The sequence below is a fragment of the Leucobacter sp. cx-328 genome, assembly GCF_014530035.1.
Lineage (GTDB): Bacteria > Actinomycetota > Actinomycetes > Actinomycetales > Microbacteriaceae > Leucobacter.
On sequence record NZ_JACVMX010000005.1, the window covers coordinates 18,300 to 43,327 of the forward strand.

The following is a 25,028-nucleotide window of genomic DNA, read 5'->3' on the forward strand; positions in this document are numbered from 1 at the left end:
TCATCAACCGTGATGCGCCAAGGCGCTCACAGTCTGCGGTCAGCGAGTAGCGAGAATCAACTCGACAATCGCGTCGAGCAGCGCGTCTACCTGGTCTTCGTCGTAGCCACGCCATTCGCTATGGAAGACGGTCTCGCGCACCTCAGCTGGAGTCATTGAGATCTCACGTCGGGCGAACATGTCGCCAACGCTGTCGAGAAACGCATCGACCTGAGAGCGACGGTATCCCGACGCGAATACCCCGCGACGACGCAGGCGTTTGCCCGCCGGACGTCCGATGCGGCCACGCACGTCAGAGAGGAGTGAGCGGGTCTCATCCCACCACTCTTTCTCACCATTCTCACGCATCTCAACGCGACGTTCACGCTCATAAAAGACGTCCTCGAGCCGGTCGAGTGCCGCATCGACGTGGCGAACGGAGTAGCCACCTTTGACTACGGGGAAGGAAGCTTCTCGAACCTCTCCAGCGGTTACCGCGGAGGATGCGCCTGCAGCGCCAACATAGGTTTCACGAGCGCGCTCAACGAACGCTTCAACGTCGGCCGGCTTGTATCCCAGACGACGATCCGCCGCTTTCGGGAATACGTTTCCTGTCTGACCGGCACTGCCGGTTGCACCATCACTCAAGAGATAACTCCTACCACGAGGGCGACGCCATACACGGCAACCGCCGACGGCAACAACGAATCAAGTCGATCCAAGAAGCCACCATGACCAGGGAACCAGGTACTCATGTCTTTGACACCGAGATCACGCTTAATCAGCGACTCGGTAAGGTCTCCGCCCGTGGCGGTGAGGAGAACGACCGCGCCGAGCAGAATGCCTACCCACCACGGTTGATCAAGGAAGAATACGGCGGAGAGCACGCCCGTCGTCATCGCGAGCGCAGCTGCACCGGCGAAGCCTTCCCAGGTCTTATTGGGGCTAATCCTGGGAGTCATCTTGTGTTTACCAAGAGTCACGCCAGCGGCATATGCGCCGATATCAACCGAGACAACGACGAGAACGAGGGTGAAGACCCACCATTCTCCGTTATCGAGCTCGTTCAGCAGAACCGCAAACGAGCCGAAGAAGCCCACATATACGAGGGTAAAGAGCCCAGAGAACACGTCCCGAATGAGCGTCTTTGGTGGCACTTCCCACTTGGGTACAAGGCCCTCAAGTAGTCGCCACACAACGAGAAGTGCCGAGGCTGCAAACAGGCCCATAAGCATGCCCGCTGCACCCCAGAAATAGGTGGCGGTGACGGTGAGCAGTCCGCCGAGCGCGACGCCGATGCGCGGCACACGGCGTCCCGCGGTGCGAAACGCTGAAGCTAGCTCGACAAGAGCGACCACGACAAGCGCGCCAACGAGAATCGCGAAAGCCGGCTTCATCCAGAAGAGACTTCCAAGGAAAACCGCGCCGAAGGCCAAACCAGAACCAATCGCTAAGAAGAGATTGCGTCCTGCCTTTTCTTCTACACGATCGCTCGTCGCTTTGAGCTGCGCGCGAAGCTCCTGAAGGTCATGTCGACCCTCGTGCTGCTCACCATCTACCGGCATTGAGGTTAGACCTCCAGCAGTTCTGCTTCTTTGCGCTTGAACGCTTCGTCGATCTGCTCGATGAACTGCTTCGTCAGAGCCTCAAGCTCCTTCTCAGCACGTGCAACGTCGTCCTCGCCAACCTCGCTCTTAAGCGCCTCAAGCTCGTCCTTCGTGCTGCGGCGCACGTTACGAACTGCAACGCGTGCATCCTCAGAACGAGTCTTGACGATCTTGACGAACTCCTTACGGCGTTCTGCAGTCAGTTCGGGCAGGGTTACACGAATGACGGTTCCGTCGTTCGTAGGGTTTGCCCCGAGGTTGTGCATGTTGCGGATCGCCTCTTCGATGCCCTTCATCGCACCCTTGTCGTAGGGGGTGATAACAAGGCTACGTGCGTCCTGGTTTGCTACCGAACCCAGCTGCGGAAGCGGCGTCGGGGTGCCGTAGTAATCAACCAGCAGGTTCTGCAGCAGCGACGGGTTAGCGCGTCCGGTGCGAACCGTCGCGAAGCTTTCCTTGGCGGCCTCGACCGCGCGGGTCATACGATCCTTCGCGTCAGCGAATACCTCTTCGATCACGATGATCTCCTTCTTAAACGGTAAACGTTTCTAAGCTTACTGGTGGACCCGGGTGCCGAGCTTCTCGCCACGGATAGCGGCTGTGACATTTCCAGCAGGCTCCATACCAAAGACGCGCATCGGCATGCCATTGTCCATGCAGAGGCTGAACGAGGTCGAGTCGACTACCTTGAGGCCCTTAACGAGCGCATCATTGTAAGTAATGTCTTCGATGAGCGTAGCGTTGGGGTCTTTGTTCGGGTCGGCCGTGTACACGCCATCAACACCGTTCTTCGCGACGAGCACTTCGTCAGCGTGAATCTCGAGAGCACGCTGAGCTGCAACCGTGTCCGTCGAGAAGTACGGGAGGCCTGCGCCTGCACCGAAGATAACGACGCGACCCTTTTCCATATGGCGGATCGCACGAAGCGGGATGTAGGTCTCTGCGACCTGGGTCATGGTAATAGCCGACTGCACACGGCTATCGACGCCCGCCTGCTCGAGGAAGTCCTGAAGTGCAAGTGCGTTCATGACCGTGCCGAGCATACCCATGTAGTCGGCGCGCGCGCGATCCATACCGCGCTGTGAAAGCTCTGCGCCGCGGAAGAAATTACCGCCGCCAACAACGACTGCAACTTCTGCGGAATCCATTGCTGCAGCAATCTCACGTGCGATCTCGCTGATGACGTCCGGGTTCACTCCGAGGGTGCCACCACCGAACGCTTCTCCAGAGAGCTTAAGCAGTACGCGGCGCTTACGAGGGGTGACTGAAGTCATAAAAAGAGACTCGCTTTCTCGGTGGGTTCTGGGAGTAATGATAGTCGGTGAATGGCAGCACAAGGCCCGAGGGTAGAAAAACTACCCTCGGGCCTCATGAAGCAACTTACGCGCCGACCTTGCTACGAGCAAAGCCAACGATCTTGATGCCAGCTGCCTCAGCAACAGCCTTCACGTCGCGCTTGTCAGCGTCGAGTGCGTGAATCTGCTCGGTGAGAACAACCTGCTTGAAGAACGCGTTCAGGCGGCCTTCAACGATCTTCGGGAGTGCAGCCTCAGGCTTGCCCTCGTTACGCGAAATCTCGGTAACGATCTCGCGCTCCTTGTCGACGTCTGCAGCGGGAACCTCATCGCGGTTCACGTACAGGGGGTCAGCGAACGAGATGTGACGTGCGATGCTGAGCGCTGCGTCTGCAGCCTCTGCCGACTCACCTTCGTAGCCAACGACAACGCCGATCTGCGGGGGCAGATCCTTCGAGGTGCGGTGGAGGTAAACCGAGGTAGCGGGAGCCTCAACGCGGGTCACCTTACGGAGAACGATACGCTCACCGATGATTGCCGATTCGTCAGTGATGACGTCTGCAACGGTCTTGCCGTCGAGATCAGCCGCGAGGCCAGCCTCTGCGTCAGCTGCACCTGCTGCTGCAATTGCGTCGAGAACCTTCTCGCTGAGTGCAACGAACTTCTCGTTCTTTGCAACGAAGTCGGTCTCGCAAACGAGCTCGATCATGGTTGCTGCGCCCTCGGTCTCGCGCACTGCGACGAGTCCTTCGGTAGCCTCGCGGCCCTCACGCTTAGCAACGCCCTTGATGCCCTTCAGGCGAAGGATCTCAATTGCCTTCTCGATGTCACCGTCTGCCTCGACGAGTGCGTTCTTGCTGTCCATCATGCCGGCGCCAAGGCGCTCGCGCAGTTCCTTCACAGCGGCCATGGTTACTGCAGCCATGTGTGACTCCTTCATGTCTATGGAAACCGCGGGGTACTTTTCAGCACCCCGCGGTTTCATGTGTCTTGACTAAATCCTACGTTCAATAGATGAACGGAGGAAAGATCAGAGGTAATTACGAAAGGTAATTACTCAGCTGCGGGAGCAGCTGCCTCAGCCTCAGCCTCAGCGGGCTTGTCAGCGTTGAGGAGCTCAACTTCCCACTCAGCGAGGGGCTCAGCTGCTGCGCCTTCAGCGGGCTTCTGGTGGCGCTCCATGAGGCCCTCAGCAGCTGCGTCAGCGATAACACGGGTGAGCAGTGCAACCGAACGGATTGCGTCATCGTTGCCCGGGATGGGGTAGGTGACGTCGTCGGGATCGCAGTTGGTGTCGAGGATAGCGATAACGGGGATACCCAGCTTCTTCGCCTCGTCGATTGCGAGGTGCTCCTTCTTGGTGTCAACAACCCAGATAGCCGAAGGGGTCTTCGTCATGTGACGGATACCACCGAGGGTCTTCTGGAGCTTGTCGAGCTCACGCTTCTTGAGGAGGAGCTCCTTCTTGGTGAAGCCCGAGGTGGTGCCCTCGAAGTCGAGCTGCTCGAGCTCCTTCATGCGCTCCAGGCGACCGGTAACGGTCTGGAAGTTGGTGAGGAGGCCACCGAGCCAGCGCTGGTTCACGTAAGGCTGGTTAACGCGAGTCGACTGCTCAGCAATTGCTTCCTGAGCCTGCTTCTTGGTGCCGACGAAAAGAATCGAGCCGCCGCGTGCAACGGTGTTCTTTACGAAGTCGTATGCAGAATCGATGTAACCGAGGGTCTGCTGCAGGTCGATGATGTAGATACCCGAACGCTCGGTGAAAATGAAGCGCTTCATCTTCGGGTTCCAACGACGGGTCTGGTGACCGAAGTGGACGCCGCTGTCGAGCAGCTGGCGCATGGTAACGACTGCCATGGTCGTCTCCTTGTAAATCAGGCGCGCAAAAAGCACGCTCATACGGTTTTCAACGATCGCGGTGCGATCGAAGCCTGGTGCCCGTGAGCTCAACCGCCACTCACCAAATTGGTGTGCGGACCGATGGCATCACCCACTGAAGTGGGCACGCGAAGTCACCTCTTCCGAGATGCCAGTCCAGCTTACCACCATTTCGTCACTCACTTCGACGCCTCAGCGTTGCTCGCATATCGAGTTTGCCGCGATCTTTCGGTACTTATTCACAAAGCGAGGTGATCGCACTTCTGAGCTGGCAGTTTTCTTCACACTACCGACAGGAGGTTACCCATGAATGAAGAAAACTCACGTCGAAAATCTCAAGCGCTTGGTGCGCGTGGCGAGGCACTGGCGGCCAGGTTTCTCGTAGCGAAAGGGTACACAGTGTTAGCGCGTAATTGGCGTACGCAGCACGGTGAACTCGATCTGATCGTGTCGAAGGCTGGCACCGTCGTCGCGGTTGAGGTGAAGACCAGACGTGGACTCAACCACGGCCATCCGCTCGAAGCCATCACCGCCCGAAAGTGTGCACGCCTCAAGCGACTGCTCCTCGAGTGGGTGCAGAAGCAACGCATGCCACACCCCCATTTGCGTATTGATGCGATCGGCATCACGCTGCGCGATGACGAAACACCACGAATCGACCATCTGCGAGGCATCCAATGACGCGCGTCTGTCGCGCAGCGACCATCGCGCTCACCGGCCTCTCCGGCAGTGCGGTCTATGTAGAGGCCGCGGTGAACCAGCAGCTGCCGGGCATGGCGATCATCGGCCTCCCAGATGCTGCACTGGCGGAGGCGAAGCTGCGCGTACGAACTGCCGCGACCCAATCCGGGCTTTCGCTCTCAAGCAGGTTCATTACCGTGAACCTCGCCCCAGCAGCGCTCCCGAAGCATGGCACCGGGTTCGACCTTGCTATTGCACTCTCGGTGCTCTCAGCATCTGGGCACCTCCCGAGTTCGCAGCTCGCGACCACCGCTCACTTCGGCGAGCTCGGGCTAGACGGCACCCTTCGACGCCCCAATGGACTCTTGAGCGCAGTGCTCGCAGCCCGCGACCTCGGATTTCGGAAAGTGATGGTGCCATCGGCATCATTCAGTGAGGCGCAACTCATCCCCGATATCGAGGTCATCGCTGTGCCTGATCTGCGCAGCGCTGTTGCGTGGCACCACGGCGAGCAGGTTTCCCAGGGCTTCACTCACCCAGCACCGTCGCGATCCTTACAGCTCCTGCCAGAAGCCACCAACCTGCACTCTCTGGATATGGCTGAGGTCACAGGCCAGGCCGATGCGATCGAGGCACTCGTTGTCGCAGCAGCCGGGAGGCATCACCTTGCTATGGTCGGCCCGCCAGGCGCAGGCAAGACCCTACTTGCCACCAGACTCCCTTCTCTCCTGCCAGACTTGTCCGGGCAAGAGTCCCTCATGGCAAGCAGCATTGCGTCGCTTGGTGGCACGCCAGTGTTCGAACTCGTCACGCGCCCACCATTTGAGTCACCGCACCACACGGCAACCAGTGCTTCCCTCGTTGGGGGTGGGCAGTCAGCCGTTCCACGTATCGGCGCGATCACCCGAGCCTGTCACGGCGTGCTGTTTCTCGATGAAGCACCGGAGTTCAAAAAGGACGTACTCGAGGCACTTCGACAGCCACTCGAATCGGGAAGTATCGAAATCCATCGCGCAAATATGCGAACAACCTTTCCCGCCCGCACCCAACTCGTGCTGGCAGCGAATCCATGCCCGTGCGGGAAAGCAGGCTCACCTGAAACCGCGCTCCAGTGCGAGTGCACTCCTCAGATCCGACGCCGTTATCTCCGCAAGCTCTCAGGACCACTTGCAGACCGCATAGATCTCCAACTGTCGGTCCGCCGTGTCTCAACAGTTGCCAGACCTGCGACCGCAGGCCTTGACGCGATCGCAGAACACAGTAGCGCTGCACTGAGAGAAAAGGTCACTCTGGCGCGTGAGCGATCCGCCCACCGGCTTCGGGAAACACCATGGCGAGTGAACGCAGACGTTCCAGGAGACTGGCTGCGCGGTCTGACGCTCCGCCTCCCGAGCGAGGAGACGGCCGTGCTCGACCAAGCTTTGCGTCGCGGGTCAATCACGATGCGCGGCTACGACCGAGTACTCCGACTGCACAATACAACGTTTTTGCGTATGTGAACAACAGCGGGGAAACCCCAGATCAGCACATGGTTCCTGCCACTCGCAGCCGCTCGGCTGCTGCCGCACAGGGAGGGTTTCCCTCCTCCAGGAGGTGCTCGGCATGAGCGAGAAGGCGTCCGTGGCCGTGCTCGGCGGAGCGGGTGTGGGCCGCTGAGCGTAACGGAACGAGCGTTACGCTCCCCGATGGGTTGAGAAACCGCGGAATCATGCGGCAGAACGGGGCGTCGGAGCACGCGAGCGGCGGTGCGGTCGAATGGTGGCGTTACAGCTGCGAAACGGCGAGATCCGCGGAATCATGCGGTAGAACGAGGTGCGTAACGCTGTAACGCTGAAAACGCGAAACCTTTAGCTACAGAGCGCGTAAGTGCACGCATGGCATGGTCGTTGGTCTTGATATTTAACTTCTCTCTATACTATTTCCCCAGAACGAGCGTTACACCGTTACATTCAAGAAAAAACCCTGGTCAGAGGCTGTTTCATTTGTAACCCTGCTGTAACACCACGAGGCCCGGCGTTACAAAACCGGCTTCCCAGCCCCGGCGAGCAGACTCCCAGCGCGAAGAAACCCCTGGTAAACGAGCAGAAACGCGCACCTCGCGAGCCGCGGGGCCAGCGTTACTACACGGCCAGAAGCAGCGTTACGCAGCCCCTAGTAGCCCGCACCCATGCAGCCGTCCGCACGAGCTCCCTCATGCACGAGGGGCTCTCCCTCCCCAGCCCGGCCGAGGCGCAGCGGGAGCTCAGCCGCGGCCCCAGGAAACGCAGCGGCCACGCAGCGGGAGCGGAGTGGCTGCGCCCCGAGGCCCCTCCGGGCGCTCAACACGACGCGCGACACGCCGTACCGGCCATCGCTTCGCGTTGTAGATCGTTTCGCCTAGCCTGTGAGCAGTCGTTGAGACTCATACCGCGACTGCCTTTCAGAGGGCCGCTCCAAGACTCGGACTCCACGGAGCGGCCCTCGACTTTTCTTCCGCCTCCGGCAGTGCTTGTTTATCCTTGCCTCCGGGAGGCATCAGAGCGCTCCTATGCAACGAGCCCCGCGGCATCACGCTGCGGGGTCTGCTTTTCACCGCAGGTGCTCGAACGGATCAACAACCGAGTGCACGCCGTGCTCAGGGCACGAGAACGCCACCCTGATGCCGTCACCCACGCCGGCGTCGAAGGGCTCCGGCACGCAGTCGCGGCCGCACTCCTGGCATGTGCGGTACTGCTCCACGCCCGAGCTGTCGCCGACGCGGACCTCCAGGTTGTCGGGGACCTCAATACCATCGTCGCTCATGAATCGACCATATCCGCACCGTGCTCGCTGCTGTCAAGGTCGAGCACTGCTTGAAAACAAGAACCCCGAGGCATCGCGCCTCGGGGTTCTTGCGTCTACTCCGCTCGCCTGCGCGAGCGAGGAAGCGAATGTTGGGGCCGGGCACAGCCCGTCCCGGGAGAAGTGGTGACAAGAGCATCCCGCAGGGATGCGGCAGAGCGCACAGGCAGCCCTACGGGCTGTGGCTCTGTTGGCATCACCGCAACAGAAATGAGCACAACTATGCCTGAGCAGAAGCAAGCACAGCAGCGGATCACCGTGTCCGGCGTCGTCGGGGACACGGTCAAGTACGGCACCACGAAGCTGGGCCAGCCCTACATCTCATTCGAGATCGCGGTCCAGGAGGGTCCACGTCGCGGCGCGAAGCGCACCGTGTACTACACAGTGAACGCGTTCCGGCAGCTCGCCGTGAACGCATCGCAGAGCATCAAGCCGGGCGACCGTCTGCTCGTGACCGGCACGGTCAAGGAGATGCTCTGGCAGCGGCCTGACCGCCTCGTCAGCCAGCGCACCATCACCGCCGAGCGCATGGGCCATGACCTGTCCTAGGGCATCAGCGCGTTCAATCGCGCAGAAGAAGACATCGAAGACGCATAAGGAGACCCGACCATGACCACCCAACTCACCCCCTACGACACCGGCGACCGCCTGGAGCCGCAGCCCTGGCCGCTGGAGAGCGACGACCACTATGGCCTCGTCGACCTCGACAACGACGAGAGCGCCACGGTGTTCACCATCAGCGGCAAGCGCCTAGATGACAACACAGCCAACAGGACCGCTGACGGCTCGCCCGGGTACCTGCTGAGCGTCAGCACGTACAGCGACGACACAGCCGTCGAGATCGACGGCGACAGAGTCCTCGTTCTCGACGAGGACACCCTCGCGGGCCTCAACACTCTCGTCGAGCTCGCCGAGCAGGGTACTGCCGTCGACGCCGACGCCTGGCGCCTCGTTCAAGGAACCATCAAGAAGATTCAAGGAGCACGACCATGAAAGCACAGCCCACCGTCCTCCGCGCCACGAGCAGCGCTAATTTCCTCGCCGCGCTGCCCCGGCTCACGGGCATGACCGCGCCCGAGAGCTGCTTCGTCGTGCTGTTCAACGGCAAGCGCACGCTCGGCGCAGCCCGCATCGACCTGCCGCCGCTGGAACAGCTAGAGCGCCCCGGTGACGAGATCGAGCACTGGCTGCGCCAGATGGCCGAGATCGCCCTCAAAGGCGACGCCGTGGCCGTTGTAGTCAACACTGACGCTCAGCTCTCCAAGCAGCCCGTGTCGAGCCCGCACGGCACGCTCACAGGCGTGCTGGCTGATGTCTTACACGCTGCCGGCGCCTCAGTTCGCGACGCCCTCGTGGTTGCATCCGACGGCTGGGCGAGCTTCGTCGGGACGAACTTTCCAGAGCTACATAGCCTCGACGAGATCCAGCAGAGCCCGCTCTACGACCCTGACCACGTGCTGCTCGGTGTCGACGAGTGGCGCGCCCAGCACCCCGGCCGGACGGCCGAGGACCCCAACGAGATCACAAATATGACGGCGCAGATGTGCGCCTCCGGCAGTCAGGAGAACAGATCATGAGCACCAGAGACGCAGACCTCCTCGCGCGCTTCGCCTGGAGCCGCATCATCGAGCCCGGCGACCGCGCAGCCGCTGCGCTGATGAACGCCTTCGGCGCGGCAGAGGCACTGCAGCGACTCGCCGCCATCGACGAGCAGATCAAGAAGCGAATAGTGAACGCGTCCTACGCGCCGCTCGCTGAGAAGTGGCTCGCCCGTCACGACATGTCGCAGGCCCAGCGCGAGCTGGAGAAGGCACTGGCCGCAGGTCTCACGGCTCTGCTGCCCGGCGACGAGCTCTGGCCTGCGCGCCTCGGCGACCAAGAAAGCGCAGACCCGCTCGCACCGGCTCAGCCCCTCATGCTCTGGGCTCGCGGCGACGTTGCGTTGCTCCAGAAGCCGAGCCTTGCGATCACCGGGGCCCGCGCCTGCACCGGCTACGGCGAGCACGTGACCCGCGAGATCGCAGATCACGCAGCGCAGCACAGCGTCACCGTGCTGGCTGGCGCCTCCTACGGCATCGACGGCGCGGCTCACCGTGCTGCACTGGCGGCCGGCGGCAAGACCGTCGCGGTGCTTGCGAGCGGAGTGGACAGAGCCTATCCCGCAGGCCACCGAGAGCTCATCGAGCGGATCGCGGAGCAGGGCTTGGTCGTCAGCGAGATACCTCCCGGCACCGCGCCCACGCGGCACAGGTTCCAGATGCGCGGTCGGATCATCGCAGCGCTGGCGGGCGCAGTGGTCATTCCCGAGGCGGGCCTGCGCTCTGGCGCGCTGCGGGTGGCACAGCAGGCGCACGGCATCGGCAGGCCCGTCGGCGCTGTGCCGGGTCCCGTCACCAGCGCAGCGAGTGCGGGCTGCCACATGCTCCTGCAGCAGGGCACAGCGCAGCTGGTTGCAGACGGCGAGGAAGCGCTCGCCTTCATCATGCGGAGCAACGGTTGCAACGAAGAAGGAGTACCAGCATGAGCACCACCACGTTCGAGCTCACTCAAGGAGAGGCAGCCTGCGGCGTCGACCTGGAAGACGTCCATGCCCTGCGCGCGAGGGCGCTCGTCATCGACGGCGGTGGTGCCGTGGTGCTGCCCGCCGACCTTGCTCCGGCACTGACCGGGGCCGCGGCGAGGCTTGCGCTCGGCGGAGCAGTGGTATTCAGCGGGTTCAACCAGTTCGGCCAGCCTGTCTACCGACGCGAGGAGACAGCGCGATGACATGGAAGCTCATGCGCGAGGCTCTGAGGCTGCGATTCGGCGAGACCGAGCTGCAAGGCTCGCTTCATTACGACCCAGCCCAGCACGCACTGGAGATGCTGTTCCCCGACAGCGACAGCGAGATGCTCACGGTAGATCTGCTCGCGTCCGGCTACGTCGCGTACCCGGGCGAGGTGTTCGTCCGCGACTACAGCGAGCACAGCGGCCTGCCGGCGGCCCTTGTCGCAGCAGGTGTCTTCGGGGAGGTGGAAAAGCTCAGCGTCGGTCCCTTCAGCTCCAGCGTGAGCCGGATGCGTGTGATCGCTGCTGGTTGAGATGCGAAGAGACCCCGGGGCCCGACGGCCTCGGGGTCTCTGTGTGACTCAGAGTGATCTATTAGAAGATCATTCGACACCGTAGTGCGCGTTCATCTGTCGAGTACCCTGAATGATGAGCAGCTTCTTCAGATCAGTCCCCTTTGCCACATCATCGGTGAGCTTCCCGCCCCACTTCTGGATCTCCTCCTGAACCCAGAGACTCGCAAAATCAGGGGCGAGTTTGCCAGTACTGCGGATCTGCTTCGCGGTGTCAGTGCTCTCATACTGATCGAGGCTCTTCTTGATGAAGTCGAAGAAGCTCCGCAGTCGCTCATTCCCCTGCTTGGACAACTCACCAACCTCGACGAGCTTCACTCTCAGATCGTCGTCGGTGTTCTGTTCGCTCATTTCTCTCCTCTTTTCAGCGCCTGTTCCGGCGATCTCAAGCCTACGGGTCAGGCTTCTACGGCGAGCACGGCCCTACCTCCTCCCCTCGAACGGGTCCGTGACGCTGTGCAGGCCGTGCTCAGGGCACGAGAACGCTACCCTGATCGCGGCTTCCTCGCCGCCGTCGAATATCTCGGGCTCGCAGTCGCAGCCGCACTCGGAGCAGGTTCGGTAGTCCTCGTTGCCCGAGCCGTCTCCGATCCTGATATGCATGCGTTGATGATACGCGGGACGCCACCCTTCTCGCGGAACTCGGTGTTGTCGTGAGCGATCCCGCCTCACGAACATAGAATCGTTCCATGACCAACAAGCTCGGAGGCAATGAAGAACAGGTGCGCCGCTTCATCGACGCGGCGCAGAGTCTGAGTAGCTCTGACATCGAGCCGGTCGTCACAGCGACGCGCAGACAGGAAGTTCGCGATGCGGGGTCTCGGATCTTGGACGTTCCTCGGTCTGCATCGCACTACGCGGCCATAGAGTCTGCAGTTCGCGGTCTCGTAAAGGATGTTCGGGCGAAGCTGCCACAGTCCACCACGACTGCCGAGCGAATGACCATGGGGAGCTTCACTTCGCTCCTGGGTTTGGCAGTGTTCGCTCTCGCATCGCGCACGCAGCTCGATGACAACACAGTGGCGCTAGTAGTGGACCCATTCGCAAGGCGACTCGGGTTCGAGTGGCGGTCCTGGGGTGTGCCCAACGCAACAAGAAACCTCTGGAGCGGCGAGCCCAACGACGACGATGCAGCTCGGGAGCCTATAACAGTCGCGGTGAGCGGCGGGCCCGACGACGACGTAGCTCCTGCGCCGAGGTTCGACCGCGACGAGCCGGCTTGGGCGGCGCGCATAGTGGTCGGGGTGAGCGAAGAGCTCGGCGACAGGGAACGACAGCAGCTCGCCCACTTCCTCGACCCCGACTACTCGGCGAGGATCGAGGACGACGAGCCGGAGACGAAGTTCGAGGACATCTACGTCTCGCAGGAGCACCGCTTCTCGCTGGGCGCGGAGCTCATCTTCGGCATCGGCTACCTGTCGATTCCGGTGTCGACGGGCCTCGTCGACTACGAGGAGTACTACGCCCTCAACCGCGACGAGTTCGAGCAGTTCCGCAAGGACCCCGAGCTGGCTCTCCCGCTTGTTGAACAGTGCCGCAGGCGCGAGCAGGACGGCCGCCTCATGCAACAGCTGCCGGTCACGAATCGTGGCGTACCCGTCTAGCGGGCGAGCGTCCGCTTGCTCTCAGGGGAGCCGAGGCGTCGCGTGCCTCGCCCCGCTGCGAACGGGGTTTACGCGACGTAGAAGAACGTGAAGAACACCGCGAACCCGACGAATACCGCGAGCGGCAGGCCCAGAGACATCACCAACGTGGCGATAGCGGCGCCCCTACGCTCTCGCCTGACGAGGGAGATGATCGAGAACACGACGCCCCCGCCCATCGCGACGAGCAGCCCGATCGCCCACCCGGCTCCTGGGAGGACGTTTGACGCCGTGCCGACATAGGTGAGCAGCAGGGAGCCCAGGAACACGAGCAGCGCCGCGCGACCCCAGACCGGCTTTGCTCGGCTCCCTGCAGGCTCGCCTCGTTCGTCGGGCTCGCTTCGGCGCGCTCCAAGACTCGGTGCACGCTCGAAGCCCTGTTCCGTGCAGCCCTCTAGCTCAGCAGCCCGGCGGAGCGCCTGCAGCACCCTGCCGTCCTTCACGAAGCCGTCGATAAAGCCGTCGCAGAACCTCTCGCCGCGCTGCACCCACGTGAGGAACGTGGACAGCTGCGACTGGCTCATCTCCGGGACGCTCAGCTCTCGCACCTCGTCGACGCGCTCTGTGTAACCGTAGTCGGTGCCAACCAGCTCTGAAGCGCCCCACAACGCTTCCATGAGCCGCTTGTCGTAGTTCGGATAGGACATCGTGCGCGCCCCGGACTCCGTCACTCGCGACGATGTCCACTCGACGGTGTAGCCGGCCTCAAGCAGCTCGATGCCTGTGCTGATTCGCTGCAAGGCGTCCATCTGGTCCTCGTTTCTAGTCATCACGTGAGGTACCTCTTCGGCCCGAGCATCGGCAACGGCCGGCCCGGAGGGTGCGGATGCGCCGGGTTCCCTGTCTTCAGCAGTGCGTCAAGCGTGTACGCCCTCACGCTCATCCGGTCGAGCAGTGCCAGCACATCGGGTAGCGCCCGCGTCAAGGTCGCCGAGCCGCCCATGTTGCCCCAGGCTCCGAGCACCTCGGTCGCGCCCACCAGGTCGAGCACGTGCTCGATAGCGTCGCAGTTCGCAGCGGAGAGCCCCGCATCATACGGCCTGAGCGCCTTCGGCTTGGGAGACCGCTCCGGGTAGAGGTTCAGCATGAGCCACCCCGGATGCCTCCGCCTGGAGACGTCAATCACGTGGTTCACGGTCTTGTCGGACTCAGTCTCGCGGGCGTGCGAGGGGTTCATGCCGATCACGACGAGCGGCGGCGACCCCGCGGAGCATGCGCGGATCCTGCCGAGCGCGAAGCGGTGCCGGGCGTTGGCCGGGTTCGGGTCCCAGAAGTCTGGCTCCTGGCCGGAAGGGTAAGCGATCATGCATTCGCCTCAGTTTTTGCGCTCTCTTCCAAGAGCACGGCGTGCACGCTGCCCACGGAGACGTCGAGCACCCGAGCGATGACTCTTATCGACTCCCCCTTCTCGCGGCGCGCAAGAATGACCGCACGCTTGTCGTCGTCGATCACGCGAGGCCGGCCGCCGACCTTGCCACGCTTGCGTGCGGCTTCGAGGCCGTTCTTCGTCTTGCGGCTGATGTCGCGGCGGCGATCCTCCGCGAGAGCGAGAGCAAGGTCAAGGATCAGCGACCGCTCCGTGTGCTCACCAGCGGCGATGCCGTCGAGCACCTTCACCGAGATACCGCGCTCGAAAAGCTCAGTGAGCACGATGAGCCCTTCCAGCAGGTTTCGGCCGAGCCGGTCCACCTCCTGCACCGTGAGCATGTCCCCGTCGCGCAGGTAGTCAAGTGCAGCAGTGAGCCCCGGGCGGTCCTTGACCGCGAGCTTGCCGCTGACCTTCTCCTCGAACACCTTGACGCAGATCGGGTCGAGCACGTCGTGCTGTCGTGCGGTGTCCTGCCCCTTCGTGCTCACACGCACGAGTCCCACGAGTGCCACGCGCGTCACCTCCGTTCAGAAAACCTGTTCACTATCTACTCCCAACCTTACTGGTTACTGAACGAGTTTTTGAACACTATTTGCACCGGTACAGCGGCTTCGCGGCCACCGTGTTCAGATTCAACTAATGGCCGTTTGTTGAACGCGTACTGACCTGCCTTCGGCGATGCTCCTGCCGATGTCGGAGGTTCACGAGACAATGATGCGACCGGATGCTGGATCACTGGCGATCACCGGGAGATTCAAGTAGGAGGACACAGATGGCAACGGCGAGCGAGCGGTACAGGCGCCACACGGTGTGGGAGACGCTGGCGATCAAGCGCGAGTCCCTCAATGCAGCGAGGTTCGGCAGTAAGGATCTCGAGCGCTGGCGTACCGATGTGGTCGAGTGGCTCCTCGAGGCAGAGAAGACCAAGGCTGCGCGGCAACCTGCACTGTACCTCGGAGTCCTAGATGATCTGGGCAATGCTCTGAATCAACTCCCGGTCACGGAGACCGAGTTCCAGCGTTTTCTCTCAAATGGGTACTCGCAGCAACTGCTTGTCTCTCTCCGCGCGCTGCCGCTGCCGCCGCCCAAGGACCTTAAGGACTCCTACGTCGCGCTTCTCGACGATGAGATCGAAGCCAGAACCGAACGACTCGACCGTCTCGAAGGACGGGTTGCCGAGACCGAGAAAGCGCTGGCGGATCGACAAGCGACGCTCGACACCCTCGAGAAGAAGGCCACTGCGATCGCTGCCGAGGTCGAAGCCGAGCGCGAGGCGATCAAGTCCGTGAGCGAAGCGGCGACGGAGCAGATAGAGAACGAGTGGAGTGAATCGCTCGCAGATTGGTCGAAGAAGCGAGCCGAGTTCGACGAAGAGCAGAACGCGAAGATCCTGGCGCATGCTGCCTCGCTTGCCGCTACGGCGCGCGCCGGTGAAGCACTGGCCGAGCACGCAGCGGGTAGCCTGAGCGCCGCGGACTGGAACGGGCGCGCCAAGCGTGAGCGTCGAGCAGCGCAGTGGATGCGCTTCGGGGCAGCTGCTTCGTTCGTCTTCGCCGGGGCCGTCGGCTGGTTTATCGTCAGCGAGGCCGTCAAGAACAACTTCGATCTGACCGTCGGGGACGGCCTGCTGCGCGCGAGCGTCGCAGCAGTGATCGGTGCATTCGGCGCCCTCCTGCTCCGCGAGTCCGGCCGCCATTTCCGAGAAGCTGATACCGCCGAGGATGTGGCGCTCTCCCTCAGGGCACTGGCGCCGTTCTATGCCAGCTCCGATGACGACGTCCGCCTCGCTGCACGCGTCCAAGTCGGCAACGCGGTGCTCGTGCGGAACGTGCTCTCGAGGTTCGCCCACCGAGATGCGGCGAAACACGCTGGCGAGGCCAGTACGGCTGACCTCCCGAAGCTAGTGGACGACGCGGCCCAGGCGCTCGGCAAAGCCAGGCAGATGGACCCAGCCTGATGATCAATGACTACTGTGGACTATCGCTACTGATTTCCCATGAAGAAGGGTGAATCCCATGACTGTGCCTTCCGATGTGGTGAAGAGGCTGCTGCAAGAACAGGAGCAGCAGCTCGCCGTTGAGCTCCTGCGGAACAATCGCCTCCAGGGATATTTTCCGCCTGACAGTGAGGAGCTGTCCATGCTCCTTGGCGACTCAAGAGCCGACTTTGCCGACTTCCCTCGTGTCTTCCTGCACCCACGAGGCCACAAGATAGTGGGAGTGAAGGTTCTGTGGCCTGAATCGGAGGAAGCCGCGCTATCTGAACTCATCGACATTCTGCAACTGCTCGAAGACGCCTTCTCAGACTACGAGGAGGTCCATCTCCTCGCGGCAACACCATGGGAGTGCCCTCGCCTCGGTCGCTGGTTGAAATCGGTGCCGGGAATTTCCTTGACGGGTATTCAGGCCTCGCTCAACGTCACGGTTGGCGCGGACACTGCTGGCCCCGTCCCGCGAGTGCCCGCACCCGCACCCAGCCCGACGCCATTGTCGCCTGAGCCTGAGCCTGAGCCTGATCGCACGGAATCACAAGAGCTAGTTCCCGACAAAGTACTACCACCTCCTCACAGGAGGAAACCCCAGTCTCTGAAGGACTGGGCCGTGCCTGTGTGCCCGGAGTGCGAGGCCAGAATCGAGCTCGCTGACTTCGTGATCCAACCTCATCCTGGTGGCGGCCAGGTCGACTGCCCTACCAGCGGCAGTTTCGCAGTGATCCCCTCAGGTAGCACAAAGAGAATCAAGGCAGTATGCCCGGGCTGCACTGGAGCAACCGGGACGAATGCGATGACCGGGAAGATCTATCCTCACCTGATTCCAGGATCCCCAGACGCCCCCTGCCCATGGGGCAACTATTATCTAGAACCAGGCCCCAAGGAGATCAAAGTACACCTGCGCAAGAGGCAATCTGACGAACCAGTTCCAGCAGTCACTGCGTCGAAACAAAAAATCCGACCCAACTATGCCGACAGAACTGTGAATAGCGTCTTCGCTTATAACGGCGGGTCACCGGGTTCCCGTTAGGACATGAAGCCTGGGCGTCCTACCTCGAGCCTTTCACAGGCCTGCAAAGTCCACTTGGCCACGTGTTTCAACGTCACGACTTATGCTCCATAAGAGGATGACGAGTGGCCCCCCTGCTCAAAATCTCGGAAGGCCGCTCCAGGACGCACCGCGTTCAGCCGCGCCGAACCCCGGCCGGATCGAACATCGGCGAACCCAGCTCCTCGCGGAGCTGGCGGTAGCATCGAGCCGTCATGCCCTTCTCGATAAGCTCTCGCGCCCGCTCGGGGTATCCGAAGACCTCCGGCAGGCCGCCTGAGCGAAGCGTCGCCAGAGCTTCTTCGCGCACCTGCGAACCAGGGTGCACGAAGCCGTGCGGCTCGTACTGGAAAAGGTTCCAGCACCAGGCCGTCGCTTCTCCCCGAGTGATGCCAGACCAGCGGCCCCGTTCCACGACGTCGCCGGCGTTCGGCTGGTCGAACGCACCCTCGAACTCGGCCAGATCGGCTTCGCGGCGCTCGATCGCAGCGAGTTCGCGCCGCTGCTCGCGCTCCTGCGCCGCTGCTTCGATCATGGCCGCGACCTGTTCCAGACTGAGCGGTGCGCCTCCGACCACGGACACGAATGCGATGGGCGGGTGCTCACGGAGCACTCGCTCGGCCAGCCCGCCCATGACTCGATCGGCCACCGCTCGCAGTCCGAGGACGCTCCACCACCCATCGTCGTCCGGCAGTCGGCGCTTTGTTGTTGAGGACATGAGAACAGCCCCTCCCCGGGGCATCGCCCCATCGAATCTTGCGGCATGAGATCTCATGCCGCCCGTTCTTCCCCTGGGACACCCGGGAATCGATGGATTCGGGTTGTCGCGCGACCGGCCAGGTACCTACGGTCACGACTCTTGAACGTAGGAGGAACCATACCACAGACGTCGAGAGCGGCGCTCACCGTAAAGCTATAGGAGCACCTTCAGGAGCGCGGGAAGGTCCGAGCGGACGACGAGAGCCAGCGGCTTCTCGCTGACCTTCCCTGAATGGGTGATCGCGATGGCCTGGGGAGGGGTGTTGTTCTCCAGACCTGCGAAGACGCGCCAGGCCTGGACCACAGTCAACTCGCGTGAGCGCACGAGGACCTTGTCCTCCGCCTCTGAGAACTTTAGAACCTCGCCCAGCGAAGCATGCTCGATCGCAGCACCCGAGAACGCCTTGTATTCGGAAGCGAGCCATCGTGCCACAGCGTTGGTAGTGATCAGCTCCAGGCTCCCATCGCCCATGCGGACAGGCGCCTGCGAGAAGTTGTGCTCCCTCACGAGGTCGAGGAACTCTGCGGAGTCGCTCGCCTCGTCGAGCACGCCCACTTTCTGGTTCGGCATCACCGAAGCGACTCGAGGAGGGTTCTCGAGCTGATCTGCGATCCGTTCGAACTCCTCGACGACGCTGTCCCTCGGCTCTGCGATCGGATCGCCTGTGTGAGACCCCCTCGTGTGCAGGATCACATTGCGCAGCTCCGCATAGTCGAGGAGCACGTCTCGCGTCGGTGCGACCAGAAGCTTACTGGCTCGGACCCGCTTCGAAAAAGAGACGTAATCGGTGTCAGACTGCTTCCCTTCGAGTTGACGGTCGACTCTGTTGTACGCGTCGATGAATCGTGCCGCGTTGGACAGCTGTGGGTCGTTCATTGTTCGTCACTCCTCCAGGTCAGGACATCTAGATTCCATTACGTCGCCGAAGCGAACACCTCTGCCTGCTTCAGCACGAGCTCCACAGCCTGCTCCTCGGCGTCCGGTGGATAGTCGTAACGGGCCAAGATCCTGCGCACCTTCGAGCGCATTGTCGCGAGCACCGACTCCTTGAGGTTCCAGTCGATCGTCGCTGACTGCTGCACCGACTTCACGAGGTCCCGAGCGATCGCCTTCAGCGTCTCGTCGCCAAGCTCCAGCACCGCCGCGTCGTTCTGCACGACCGCGTCGTAGAACGCCACCTCGTCCTCACGCAGGCCCAGCTGCTCGAAGCGGCTCTGGTCGTCGCGGACCTCCTTCGCGAGCTTCACGAGCTCCGCGATGATCTCAGCAGTCGACAGAGACCTGTTCGTGTAGCGCTTCACCGCCTCGTCGAGCATCTCTGAGAACTTCCGCCCCTGCACGATGTTCTTGCGCTGCACCGTGCGGATCTGGTCGTTCAGGATCTTGCGGAGGAGCCCCATCTGCAGGTTCGGCTTGTCCTTGCCAGCCAGGGAGTCCAGAAACTCGTCGCTCAGGATTGAGATCTCCGGCGTCTCGACGCCCGCCAGCTTGTACACGTCGACGACGTCCTCGGCGGCGACCGCCTCGTTGAGTAGCTGCCCGAGCGCTGTGTCGATCTCCACCGCGCCGGAGCCGCCCTTGCCGGAGTCTGGGTTCAGGATCTTCAGGATCGCCGCGCGCACGTCCGTGAACAGCCGCACGTCGTCACGGATCGCCGCAGCCTCGTCACGGGCGCCGGCCAGTGCGAACGCCTTCGCCAGCGCGAGCACTTCGTCGTTGAACCGCTTCGTGCGATCAGGGTCAGCCATCACGAAGTCGAGCACCTTCGCGTACTCCGCGAGCCGCTGCGACGACGACAGCGCTGGCGATGCGTCGTACGCGACGCCGTGCAGGATCCCGCGCACGACGTCGTGCTTCTCCAGCATCGCGTTCACGATCTCCTCGATCGGCACGCCCGCCTGGTCACGGTCCGACGGCGAGTACTCCTGCAACGCCTCTTGCAAGTTCGCGAACAGCCCGATGTAGTCGACGATCAGCCCGCCGGGCTTGTCGCGGAACGTGCGGTTCACGCGGGCGATCGCCTGCATGAGCCCAGCGCCCTGCATGGTCTTGTCGACGTACATCGTGTGCATCGACGGCGCGTCGAAGCCGGTGAGCCACATGTCGCGCACGATCACGAGCTCCAGAGAGTCGTCGGCGTTCTTCGCCCGGAGCTTCAGGTCCTTCCGCACGTCCTTCGAGTGGATGTGCGGCTGGAACTCTGCCGGATCGGCGGCGGACCCAGTCATGACGACCTTGATCTTGCCCTTCTCAGGGTCATCTGAGTGCCAGTCTGGCCTGAGCGCAACGATCTTCTCGTACAGGCGCACAGCGATGCGGCGGCTCATCGCGACGATCATGCCCTTGCCGAGCATCGCCTCGCGGCGCTTCTCCCAGTGGTCGACGATGTCCTGGGCTACACGGTCGAGACGCGATTCCGAGCCGACGATCGCCTCCAGGCGCGACCAGCGCGACTTCGCCGCCGTCGCCGTGTCTTCCTCTACTGTTTCGGTGATCTCATCGGCGAGCTCGTCCAGCGCTGCGAGATCAGCGTCCGAAAGCTCGACGCGGGCGAGCCTCGACTCGTAGAAGATCTTCACCGTGGCGCCGTCGTCGACCGCCCTGGTGAGGTCGTAGACGTCGATGTAGTCGCCGAACACGGCACGGGTCGACTTGTCGTTCGACTCGATCGGCGTGCCGGTGAAGCCGAGGTACGTCGCCCCGGGCAGCGCATCGCGCATGTGCTTCGCGAGGCCCGCCTTCAGCCTGCCATGGCGGTCGAGCGTCTCGCCGAAACCGTACTGGCTGCGATGCGCCTCGTCGGCGATCACGACCACGTTCCTGCGGTCCGTGAGGACCGGATTAGTATCCCCGTCCTCGCCAGGGGCGAACTTCTGCAGCGTGGTGAACACGATGCCGCCGGACGCCCGCCTGAGCTTCTCGCGCAGGTCGGAGCGGGTCGACGCCTGCACCGGCGTCTCCGGCAGGATGCGCGCCGGTGCGAACGCCTCGCCGAACAACTGGTCGTCAAGGTCATTGCGGTCCGTGATGAACACGAGCGTCGGGTTCGCCATGCGCGGGTCCCGCATGATCTTCGCCGCGTAGAACACCATCTCGAAGCTCTTGCCCGAGCCCTGCGTGTGCCACACCACGCCGCCTCGCCGATCGCCGTCAGGGCGCGAGGCAGACACCGTGGACTCGACCGCGGCATTGACCGCCCAGTACTGGTGGTACTTCGCAACCCGCTTCACAAGCGTTCGCGTCGGCTGACCGGTGCTCCTGTCGGTCACCGTCTCGTCACTGAACACGACGAAGTTCTTCAGGATGTCCAGGAAGCGTCCCGGCTCGAACACGCCCTTGATGAGCACCTCAAGCGCGGGCCGGTCAGTCACGACCTCGCGGCCCTCGATCGTCTTCCATGGCGCGTAGTGCTCGAAAGCGCCGGAGTAGCTGCTCATCGCGGCCGACATGCCGTCAGAGATCACCGTGACCGCGTTCGGCACGAACACGGAGGGGATGTCCTGGCGGTACGTCTGGACCTGGTTCCACGCTGATTTGAGCGTCGCATTCTCCGCCGCCGGGTTCTTCAGCTCCAGCAGCGACACAGGCAGGCCGTTCAGCATCACGAGCACATCAGGACGACGGTTCTTGCCGTTCTCCACGATCGTGAACTGGTTGATCGCGACCCAGTCGTTGTTGCTCGGAACGTCGAAGTCGACGAGCTGAAGCCGCGTCGTGCGCAGCGTGCCCTCGGCGTCGCGATGCTCGACCGGCACGCCCTCGACAATCAGCTTGTGCACGCGGGCGTTCTCGTCGATCGCGCTCTGCGACTCGGCGCGCTGGAATGACTTGATCGCTTCGGAGATCAGCGCAGAGGTCGCGTCGAGGTTAATCCGGCGCATCGCATCCCGCAGGCGTCCCCACAGGATCACGTCCTCGTAGGACTCGCGCTCGGAAGAAGCCTCACCGGGTGCGATGTCGGGGCCATGCACGACTGTGTAGTCGAGCTCGTCGAAGTACTCCAGCGCGGCCTGCTCGACGACGTTCTCATTGAAGGATGTCATTAGGCGACCTCCACGTCTGCGGCGCGGATGCACCCGGAGAGGAGCTCGGGAAGGAGTGAATCGCGCAACGTAGAAAGTTGTTGGCTCTCCTCTTGCAGGTGCAGCATCTCGGCCATAAATTCTGCAGGAACGAGCATTTCTTGCTCATTCAAGGATGGAACCGCAACCTTGATCTTGGAGAGCCTTCCTTTCGATACGTTTGTATAAACCGAACCGCCCCCACCAGCTGCAAGAAGCTCTGGTTTCAGGGATCGAAACAGATAGTAAGCAAATCCTGTATTGATCACGGACAAATTTGGGATTAGCGTGTTGATCTGTTGGTTAGTCACAGACTCGGTTCCGATGATCCCGCACTCCCCGACGGTGGCGATACAAGATATAGCGATTGATCCAGCTGGAACCACAGCACCTTTCACAAGCTCCGCGCCAGCGTTCGAAAGCGTGCGTGCTGACTGCTGAACGATGTGGTGAGCTGATAGCTCAGAAATAGTCACAAATGGGATTGAGCCCCCAAAATTACCTTTGTCTTTTGTGCTTGGAGTCTTTCCTGTCACAAGAGTGCCGAGACTCTCCAATGCGCGTAATTGGCCAATATCAGCATGCGCGAGGTAGTTGCCGACTCTGGTTGACATGATCCTGTCCAGAATGTCAATAGCCCGCCGGTTCGACTCGATCTTGTCGTCGAGCGCGCCGAGCGTCGCCGCGATCGCTCGCTGCTCTTCGAGCGTAGGAAGGTCGATCTCGAACGAGCTCAGAGAATCGTGCTGCACTCTTTGTCTGCCAGAACTTCCGTTCATCGAACTGATGGCGTGATCTCGGACCTCAGGCGAGGTAAACAGATAGTACGCAAAATCGGTACTTGAAACTCCCTCTTTCCCACGAATCACAATGAACTCCGTGGACCCGAAAGCCGGGGTACCTTGCCGGTCGACGGCCGCACGATAAATCGACGTTTTCCCGTTCTCCAGCGACGGAGTGATTCGCGCCATCAGAACATCACCGTCACAGAACTTCATGCCGCCGCCGTACGGTTTATCTTGTGTCGCTGACACGTCCCTGGTGAACGGGACAAGACTCGCCATTTCGACGAAAGGAGCACTCATGCCCTTGGTGAGCTTCACAGTCGGGTTGAGGTCAAATGCTTCACCGAGAGTCATGCTAGTCACTGAAGACCACCCAGCCGACGACGGACCTCGTTCTCAAGCTCGCGTCCACGCTCGAACTCGGCGAAGAGCTCGCTCGTCAAGCGCTCGATCTTCTCGTCGATCGGCTCGTCGTCGACCTCGGCCTCGGCTGCACCGACATACCGGCCAGGCGTGAGCACGAAGTCGTGACTCTCAATCTCGTCGATCGTCGCGGACCTTGCAAAACCGGGAACGTCCTTGTACTTGCCGCCGTGGTTTCGCCACTCGTGATAGGTATCTGCGATTTTCGCGATATGTTCATCCGACAGCACGCGCAGCTTGCGAGTCTCCATGTCGCCAAGCTTGCGGGCGTCGATGAACAGCACCTCGCCCTTACGAGCACGGTGACCGTTGCCATCTCGCCCCTTAGAGACGAACCACAGCGCCACTGGAATGCCCGTGTTGAAGAACAACTTGTCGGGCATCGCAACAATGCAGTCGACGAGTCCCGCCTCGACGAGCTTCTGGCGGATCTCACCGTTCCCTCCTTCTTTGGAGCTGAGGGAGCCGTTCGCGAGGACGAAGCCTGCGGTTCCGTTCGGTGCCAGGTGATAGATGAAATGCTGGGCCCAAGCGAAGTTGCTCCCTACCTTGCCCGGTGCGGGCGTGCCGTACTTCCAGCGAGGGTCGTCCGCGAGGCTCGCGTCCCACCACTCCTTCTGGTTGAACGGCGGGTTCGCGATCACGAAGTCCGCGCGCAGATCAGGATGCAGGTTCTCGGTGAACGAGTCAGCCGAGCGCACGCCCATGTCAGCCTCGATGCCGCGCAGCGCGAGGTTCATCTTCGCGAGCTTCCACGTCGTGTCGGTGAACTCCTGGCCGTAGACGGAGATGTCCGTGCGCTTGCCGCCGTGTGCCTTCACGAACTCAGCCGACTGCACGAACATGCCGCCCGAGCCTGCCGCGGGGTCGTACACACGGCCCTTGTAGGGCTCCAGCATCTCGACCAGCGTCTTGACGACTGAGCGAGGCGTGTAGAACGCACCTGCGTCCTTGCCGGTCTCCTTGCCTGCGAACTGGCCCAGGAAGTACTCGTACACACGGCCCAACACATCGTCGGCGCCGTGATCATCAGTCGCAGTGAAGCCGATCGAGCCGATGAGGTCGACGAGCTCGCCGAGGCGTTTCTTGTCGAGGCCGTCGCGGCCGTAGTTGCGCGGTAGCACGCCCTTGAGCGTCGGGTTCTCCTTCTCGATGAGGTCCATCGCGGTGTCAATGAGTTCACCGATCTCCGGCTGCTTCGCCGAGTCCTGGATCGTGCCCCATCGGGCTGCCGAGGGTACCCAGAAGACGTTCTGGCTCGCGTACTCGTCGCGGTCCTCCAGGAAGCCGTCGATGCGCTCGGGCTTGATGCCCTCAGCCGCGAGCTCGTCCTTGAGCTGTGCGCGGCGCTCCTCGAAGCGGTCGGAGATGTACTTCAGGAACACGAGGCCGAGCACGACGTGCTTGTACTCGCTCGGCTCCTGGTTACCGCGCAGCTTGTCCGCGGCGTCCCACAGGGTCTGCTCAAGGGTTCGTTGCGGCTTGGCCGCGGCCGACTTTCTCGCCATATTTTGTTAGCTCCTTCGCGCGCTATCGCGCTTCCAGATGAAGTATCAGGTGTTAGGAGCGA

At 62.1% G+C, this 25,028-nt stretch carries 28 protein-coding genes and 1 riboswitch; of the genes, 11 read left to right on the top strand and 17 right to left on the bottom strand.

The window, feature by feature from the left end:
* Positions 1 to 39 precede the first annotated feature (39 nt).
* The 6 genes from ICL81_RS07835 to rpsB form a co-directional block, all read right to left on the bottom strand.
* Positions 40 to 627, bottom strand: a complete 588-nt coding sequence (locus ICL81_RS07835; protein ID WP_188034362.1) for a DivIVA domain-containing protein — start codon at positions 625 to 627, stop codon at positions 40 to 42.
* A complete protein-coding gene (locus ICL81_RS07840) occupies positions 624 to 1,544 on the bottom strand; it encodes a phosphatidate cytidylyltransferase (RefSeq protein WP_188034363.1) in 921 nt (306 codons plus the stop codon). The genes ICL81_RS07835 and ICL81_RS07840 overlap by 4 nt, the downstream gene beginning before the upstream one ends.
* Positions 1,545 to 1,549: 5 nt before the next feature.
* Complete coding sequence (gene frr, locus ICL81_RS07845; protein WP_188034364.1) at positions 1,550 to 2,104, bottom strand: ribosome recycling factor; 555 nt, start codon at positions 2,102 to 2,104, stop codon at positions 1,550 to 1,552.
* A gap of 36 nt (positions 2,105 to 2,140) precedes the next feature.
* Positions 2,141 to 2,860, bottom strand: coding sequence for a UMP kinase (gene pyrH / locus ICL81_RS07850; protein WP_188034365.1), 720 nt, complete (start codon positions 2,858 to 2,860; stop codon positions 2,141 to 2,143).
* Positions 2,861 to 2,966: 106 nt separating this feature from the next.
* Entirely contained in the window at positions 2,967 to 3,806 is an 840-nt protein-coding gene (gene tsf, locus ICL81_RS07855; protein WP_188034366.1) for a translation elongation factor Ts, read from the bottom strand.
* A gap of 128 nt (positions 3,807 to 3,934) precedes the next feature.
* On the bottom strand, positions 3,935 to 4,738 hold the full coding sequence (rpsB, locus tag ICL81_RS07860; RefSeq protein WP_188034367.1) for a 30S ribosomal protein S2: 804 nt from the start codon (positions 4,736 to 4,738) through the stop codon (positions 3,935 to 3,937).
* A gap of 327 nt (positions 4,739 to 5,065) precedes the next feature.
* On the opposite strand from rpsB, the gene ICL81_RS07865 reads away from it, so the two are divergent.
* Both ICL81_RS07865 and ICL81_RS07870 read left to right on the top strand, forming a co-directional pair.
* Positions 5,066 to 5,440: a YraN family protein gene (locus ICL81_RS07865; protein ID WP_188034368.1), complete on the top strand. Its 375-nt coding sequence runs from the start codon at positions 5,066 to 5,068 to the stop codon at positions 5,438 to 5,440.
* Complete coding sequence (locus ICL81_RS07870) at positions 5,437 to 6,939, top strand: YifB family Mg chelatase-like AAA ATPase (RefSeq protein WP_188034369.1); 1,503 nt, start codon at positions 5,437 to 5,439, stop codon at positions 6,937 to 6,939. The genes ICL81_RS07865 and ICL81_RS07870 overlap by 4 nt, the downstream gene beginning before the upstream one ends.
* Positions 6,940 to 8,008: 1,069 nt before the next feature.
* Here ICL81_RS07870 and ICL81_RS07875 read toward each other — a convergent pair.
* Complete coding sequence (locus tag ICL81_RS07875; RefSeq protein ID WP_188034370.1) at positions 8,009 to 8,221, bottom strand: hypothetical protein; 213 nt, start codon at positions 8,219 to 8,221, stop codon at positions 8,009 to 8,011.
* Between the two features lie 261 nt (positions 8,222 to 8,482).
* Between ICL81_RS07875 and ICL81_RS07880 the strand changes: the two genes are divergently transcribed.
* Genes ICL81_RS07880 through ICL81_RS07905 form a run of 6 tightly spaced genes read left to right on the top strand, consistent with a single transcriptional unit; the run spans position 8,483 to position 11,340 of the window.
* Positions 8,483 to 8,809, top strand: coding sequence for a single-stranded DNA-binding protein (locus tag ICL81_RS07880; RefSeq protein WP_188034371.1), 327 nt, complete (start codon positions 8,483 to 8,485; stop codon positions 8,807 to 8,809).
* A gap of 60 nt (positions 8,810 to 8,869) precedes the next feature.
* The gene (locus tag ICL81_RS07885) at positions 8,870 to 9,253 is read left to right on the top strand and encodes a hypothetical protein (protein ID WP_188034372.1); all 384 of its coding nucleotides are present in this window, start codon (positions 8,870 to 8,872) and stop codon (positions 9,251 to 9,253) included.
* Entirely contained in the window at positions 9,250 to 9,837 is a 588-nt protein-coding gene (locus tag ICL81_RS07890) for a DUF4192 family protein (RefSeq protein ID WP_188034373.1), read from the top strand. The genes ICL81_RS07885 and ICL81_RS07890 overlap by 4 nt, the downstream gene beginning before the upstream one ends.
* Positions 9,834 to 10,784, top strand: a complete 951-nt coding sequence (gene dprA, locus ICL81_RS07895) for a DNA-processing protein DprA (protein ID WP_188034374.1) — start codon at positions 9,834 to 9,836, stop codon at positions 10,782 to 10,784. Before ICL81_RS07890 ends, dprA begins: the two co-directional genes overlap by 4 nt.
* Complete coding sequence (locus ICL81_RS07900) at positions 10,781 to 11,026, top strand: hypothetical protein (RefSeq protein ID WP_188034375.1); 246 nt, start codon at positions 10,781 to 10,783, stop codon at positions 11,024 to 11,026. The genes dprA and ICL81_RS07900 overlap by 4 nt, the downstream gene beginning before the upstream one ends.
* A complete protein-coding gene (locus ICL81_RS07905) occupies positions 11,023 to 11,340 on the top strand; it encodes a hypothetical protein (RefSeq protein ID WP_188034376.1) in 318 nt (105 codons plus the stop codon). Before ICL81_RS07900 ends, ICL81_RS07905 begins: the two co-directional genes overlap by 4 nt.
* A 69-nt stretch (positions 11,341 to 11,409) precedes the next feature.
* Here the strand turns inward: ICL81_RS07905 and ICL81_RS07910 are convergent, their stop codons facing one another.
* Positions 11,410 to 11,730, bottom strand: a complete 321-nt coding sequence (locus ICL81_RS07910) for a hypothetical protein (protein ID WP_141886154.1) — start codon at positions 11,728 to 11,730, stop codon at positions 11,410 to 11,412.
* A gap of 72 nt (positions 11,731 to 11,802) precedes the next feature.
* Positions 11,803 to 11,982, bottom strand: coding sequence for a hypothetical protein (locus ICL81_RS07915; protein ID WP_188034377.1), 180 nt, complete (start codon positions 11,980 to 11,982; stop codon positions 11,803 to 11,805).
* An 86-nt stretch (positions 11,983 to 12,068) separates the two neighbouring features.
* On the opposite strand from ICL81_RS07915, the gene ICL81_RS11835 reads away from it, so the two are divergent.
* Positions 12,069 to 12,983, top strand: coding sequence for a hypothetical protein (locus tag ICL81_RS11835; protein WP_215394773.1), 915 nt, complete (start codon positions 12,069 to 12,071; stop codon positions 12,981 to 12,983).
* 68 nt (positions 12,984 to 13,051) lie between these two features.
* On the opposite strand, the gene ICL81_RS07925 is transcribed toward ICL81_RS11835, so the two are convergent.
* From ICL81_RS07925 to ICL81_RS07935, 3 genes are read right to left on the bottom strand one after another with little or no spacing between them, the layout of a single operon-like run.
* Positions 13,052 to 13,792, bottom strand: coding sequence for a DUF6508 domain-containing protein (locus ICL81_RS07925; protein WP_188034378.1), 741 nt, complete (start codon positions 13,790 to 13,792; stop codon positions 13,052 to 13,054).
* Positions 13,792 to 14,328: a DUF1643 domain-containing protein gene (locus ICL81_RS07930; protein WP_188034379.1), complete on the bottom strand. Its 537-nt coding sequence runs from the start codon at positions 14,326 to 14,328 to the stop codon at positions 13,792 to 13,794. Before ICL81_RS07930 ends, ICL81_RS07925 begins: the two co-directional genes overlap by 1 nt.
* Positions 14,325 to 14,903: a recombinase family protein gene (locus ICL81_RS07935; RefSeq protein WP_188034380.1), complete on the bottom strand. Its 579-nt coding sequence runs from the start codon at positions 14,901 to 14,903 to the stop codon at positions 14,325 to 14,327. Before ICL81_RS07935 ends, ICL81_RS07930 begins: the two co-directional genes overlap by 4 nt.
* A 260-nt stretch (positions 14,904 to 15,163) precedes the next feature.
* On the opposite strand from ICL81_RS07935, the gene ICL81_RS07940 reads away from it, so the two are divergent.
* Positions 15,164 to 16,348 carry a hypothetical protein gene (locus ICL81_RS07940; protein WP_188034381.1) on the top strand — a complete coding sequence of 395 codons (1,185 nt, stop codon included), beginning with the start codon at positions 15,164 to 15,166 and terminating at the stop codon, positions 16,346 to 16,348.
* Positions 16,349 to 16,406: 58 nt separating this feature from the next.
* A complete protein-coding gene (locus tag ICL81_RS07945) occupies positions 16,407 to 17,411 on the top strand; it encodes a hypothetical protein (protein ID WP_188034382.1) in 1,005 nt (334 codons plus the stop codon).
* A 154-nt stretch (positions 17,412 to 17,565) separates the two neighbouring features.
* Here ICL81_RS07945 and ICL81_RS07950 read toward each other — a convergent pair whose 3' ends face one another.
* From ICL81_RS07950 to ICL81_RS07970, 5 genes are all read right to left on the bottom strand, one after another.
* Positions 17,566 to 18,147, bottom strand: coding sequence for a hypothetical protein (locus ICL81_RS07950; protein WP_188034383.1), 582 nt, complete (start codon positions 18,145 to 18,147; stop codon positions 17,566 to 17,568).
* A gap of 29 nt (positions 18,148 to 18,176) precedes the next feature.
* Positions 18,177 to 18,294: riboswitch (SAM riboswitch) on the bottom strand.
* A gap of 48 nt (positions 18,295 to 18,342) precedes the next feature.
* Positions 18,343 to 19,065 (bottom strand): hypothetical protein, encoded by a 723-nt coding sequence (locus tag ICL81_RS07955; RefSeq protein WP_188034384.1) that lies wholly within the window; start codon positions 19,063 to 19,065, stop codon positions 18,343 to 18,345.
* A 38-nt stretch (positions 19,066 to 19,103) separates the two neighbouring features.
* Entirely contained in the window at positions 19,104 to 22,232 is a 3,129-nt protein-coding gene (locus tag ICL81_RS07960; RefSeq protein ID WP_188034385.1) for a type I restriction endonuclease subunit R, read from the bottom strand.
* Positions 22,232 to 23,389 (bottom strand): restriction endonuclease subunit S, encoded by a 1,158-nt coding sequence (locus ICL81_RS07965; protein WP_188034386.1) that lies wholly within the window; start codon positions 23,387 to 23,389, stop codon positions 22,232 to 22,234. Before ICL81_RS07965 ends, ICL81_RS07960 begins: the two co-directional genes overlap by 1 nt.
* 5 nt (positions 23,390 to 23,394) lie before the next feature.
* Positions 23,395 to 24,966, bottom strand: coding sequence for a class I SAM-dependent DNA methyltransferase (locus tag ICL81_RS07970; protein ID WP_188034387.1), 1,572 nt, complete (start codon positions 24,964 to 24,966; stop codon positions 23,395 to 23,397).
* Positions 24,967 to 25,028: the final 62 nt, after the last annotated feature.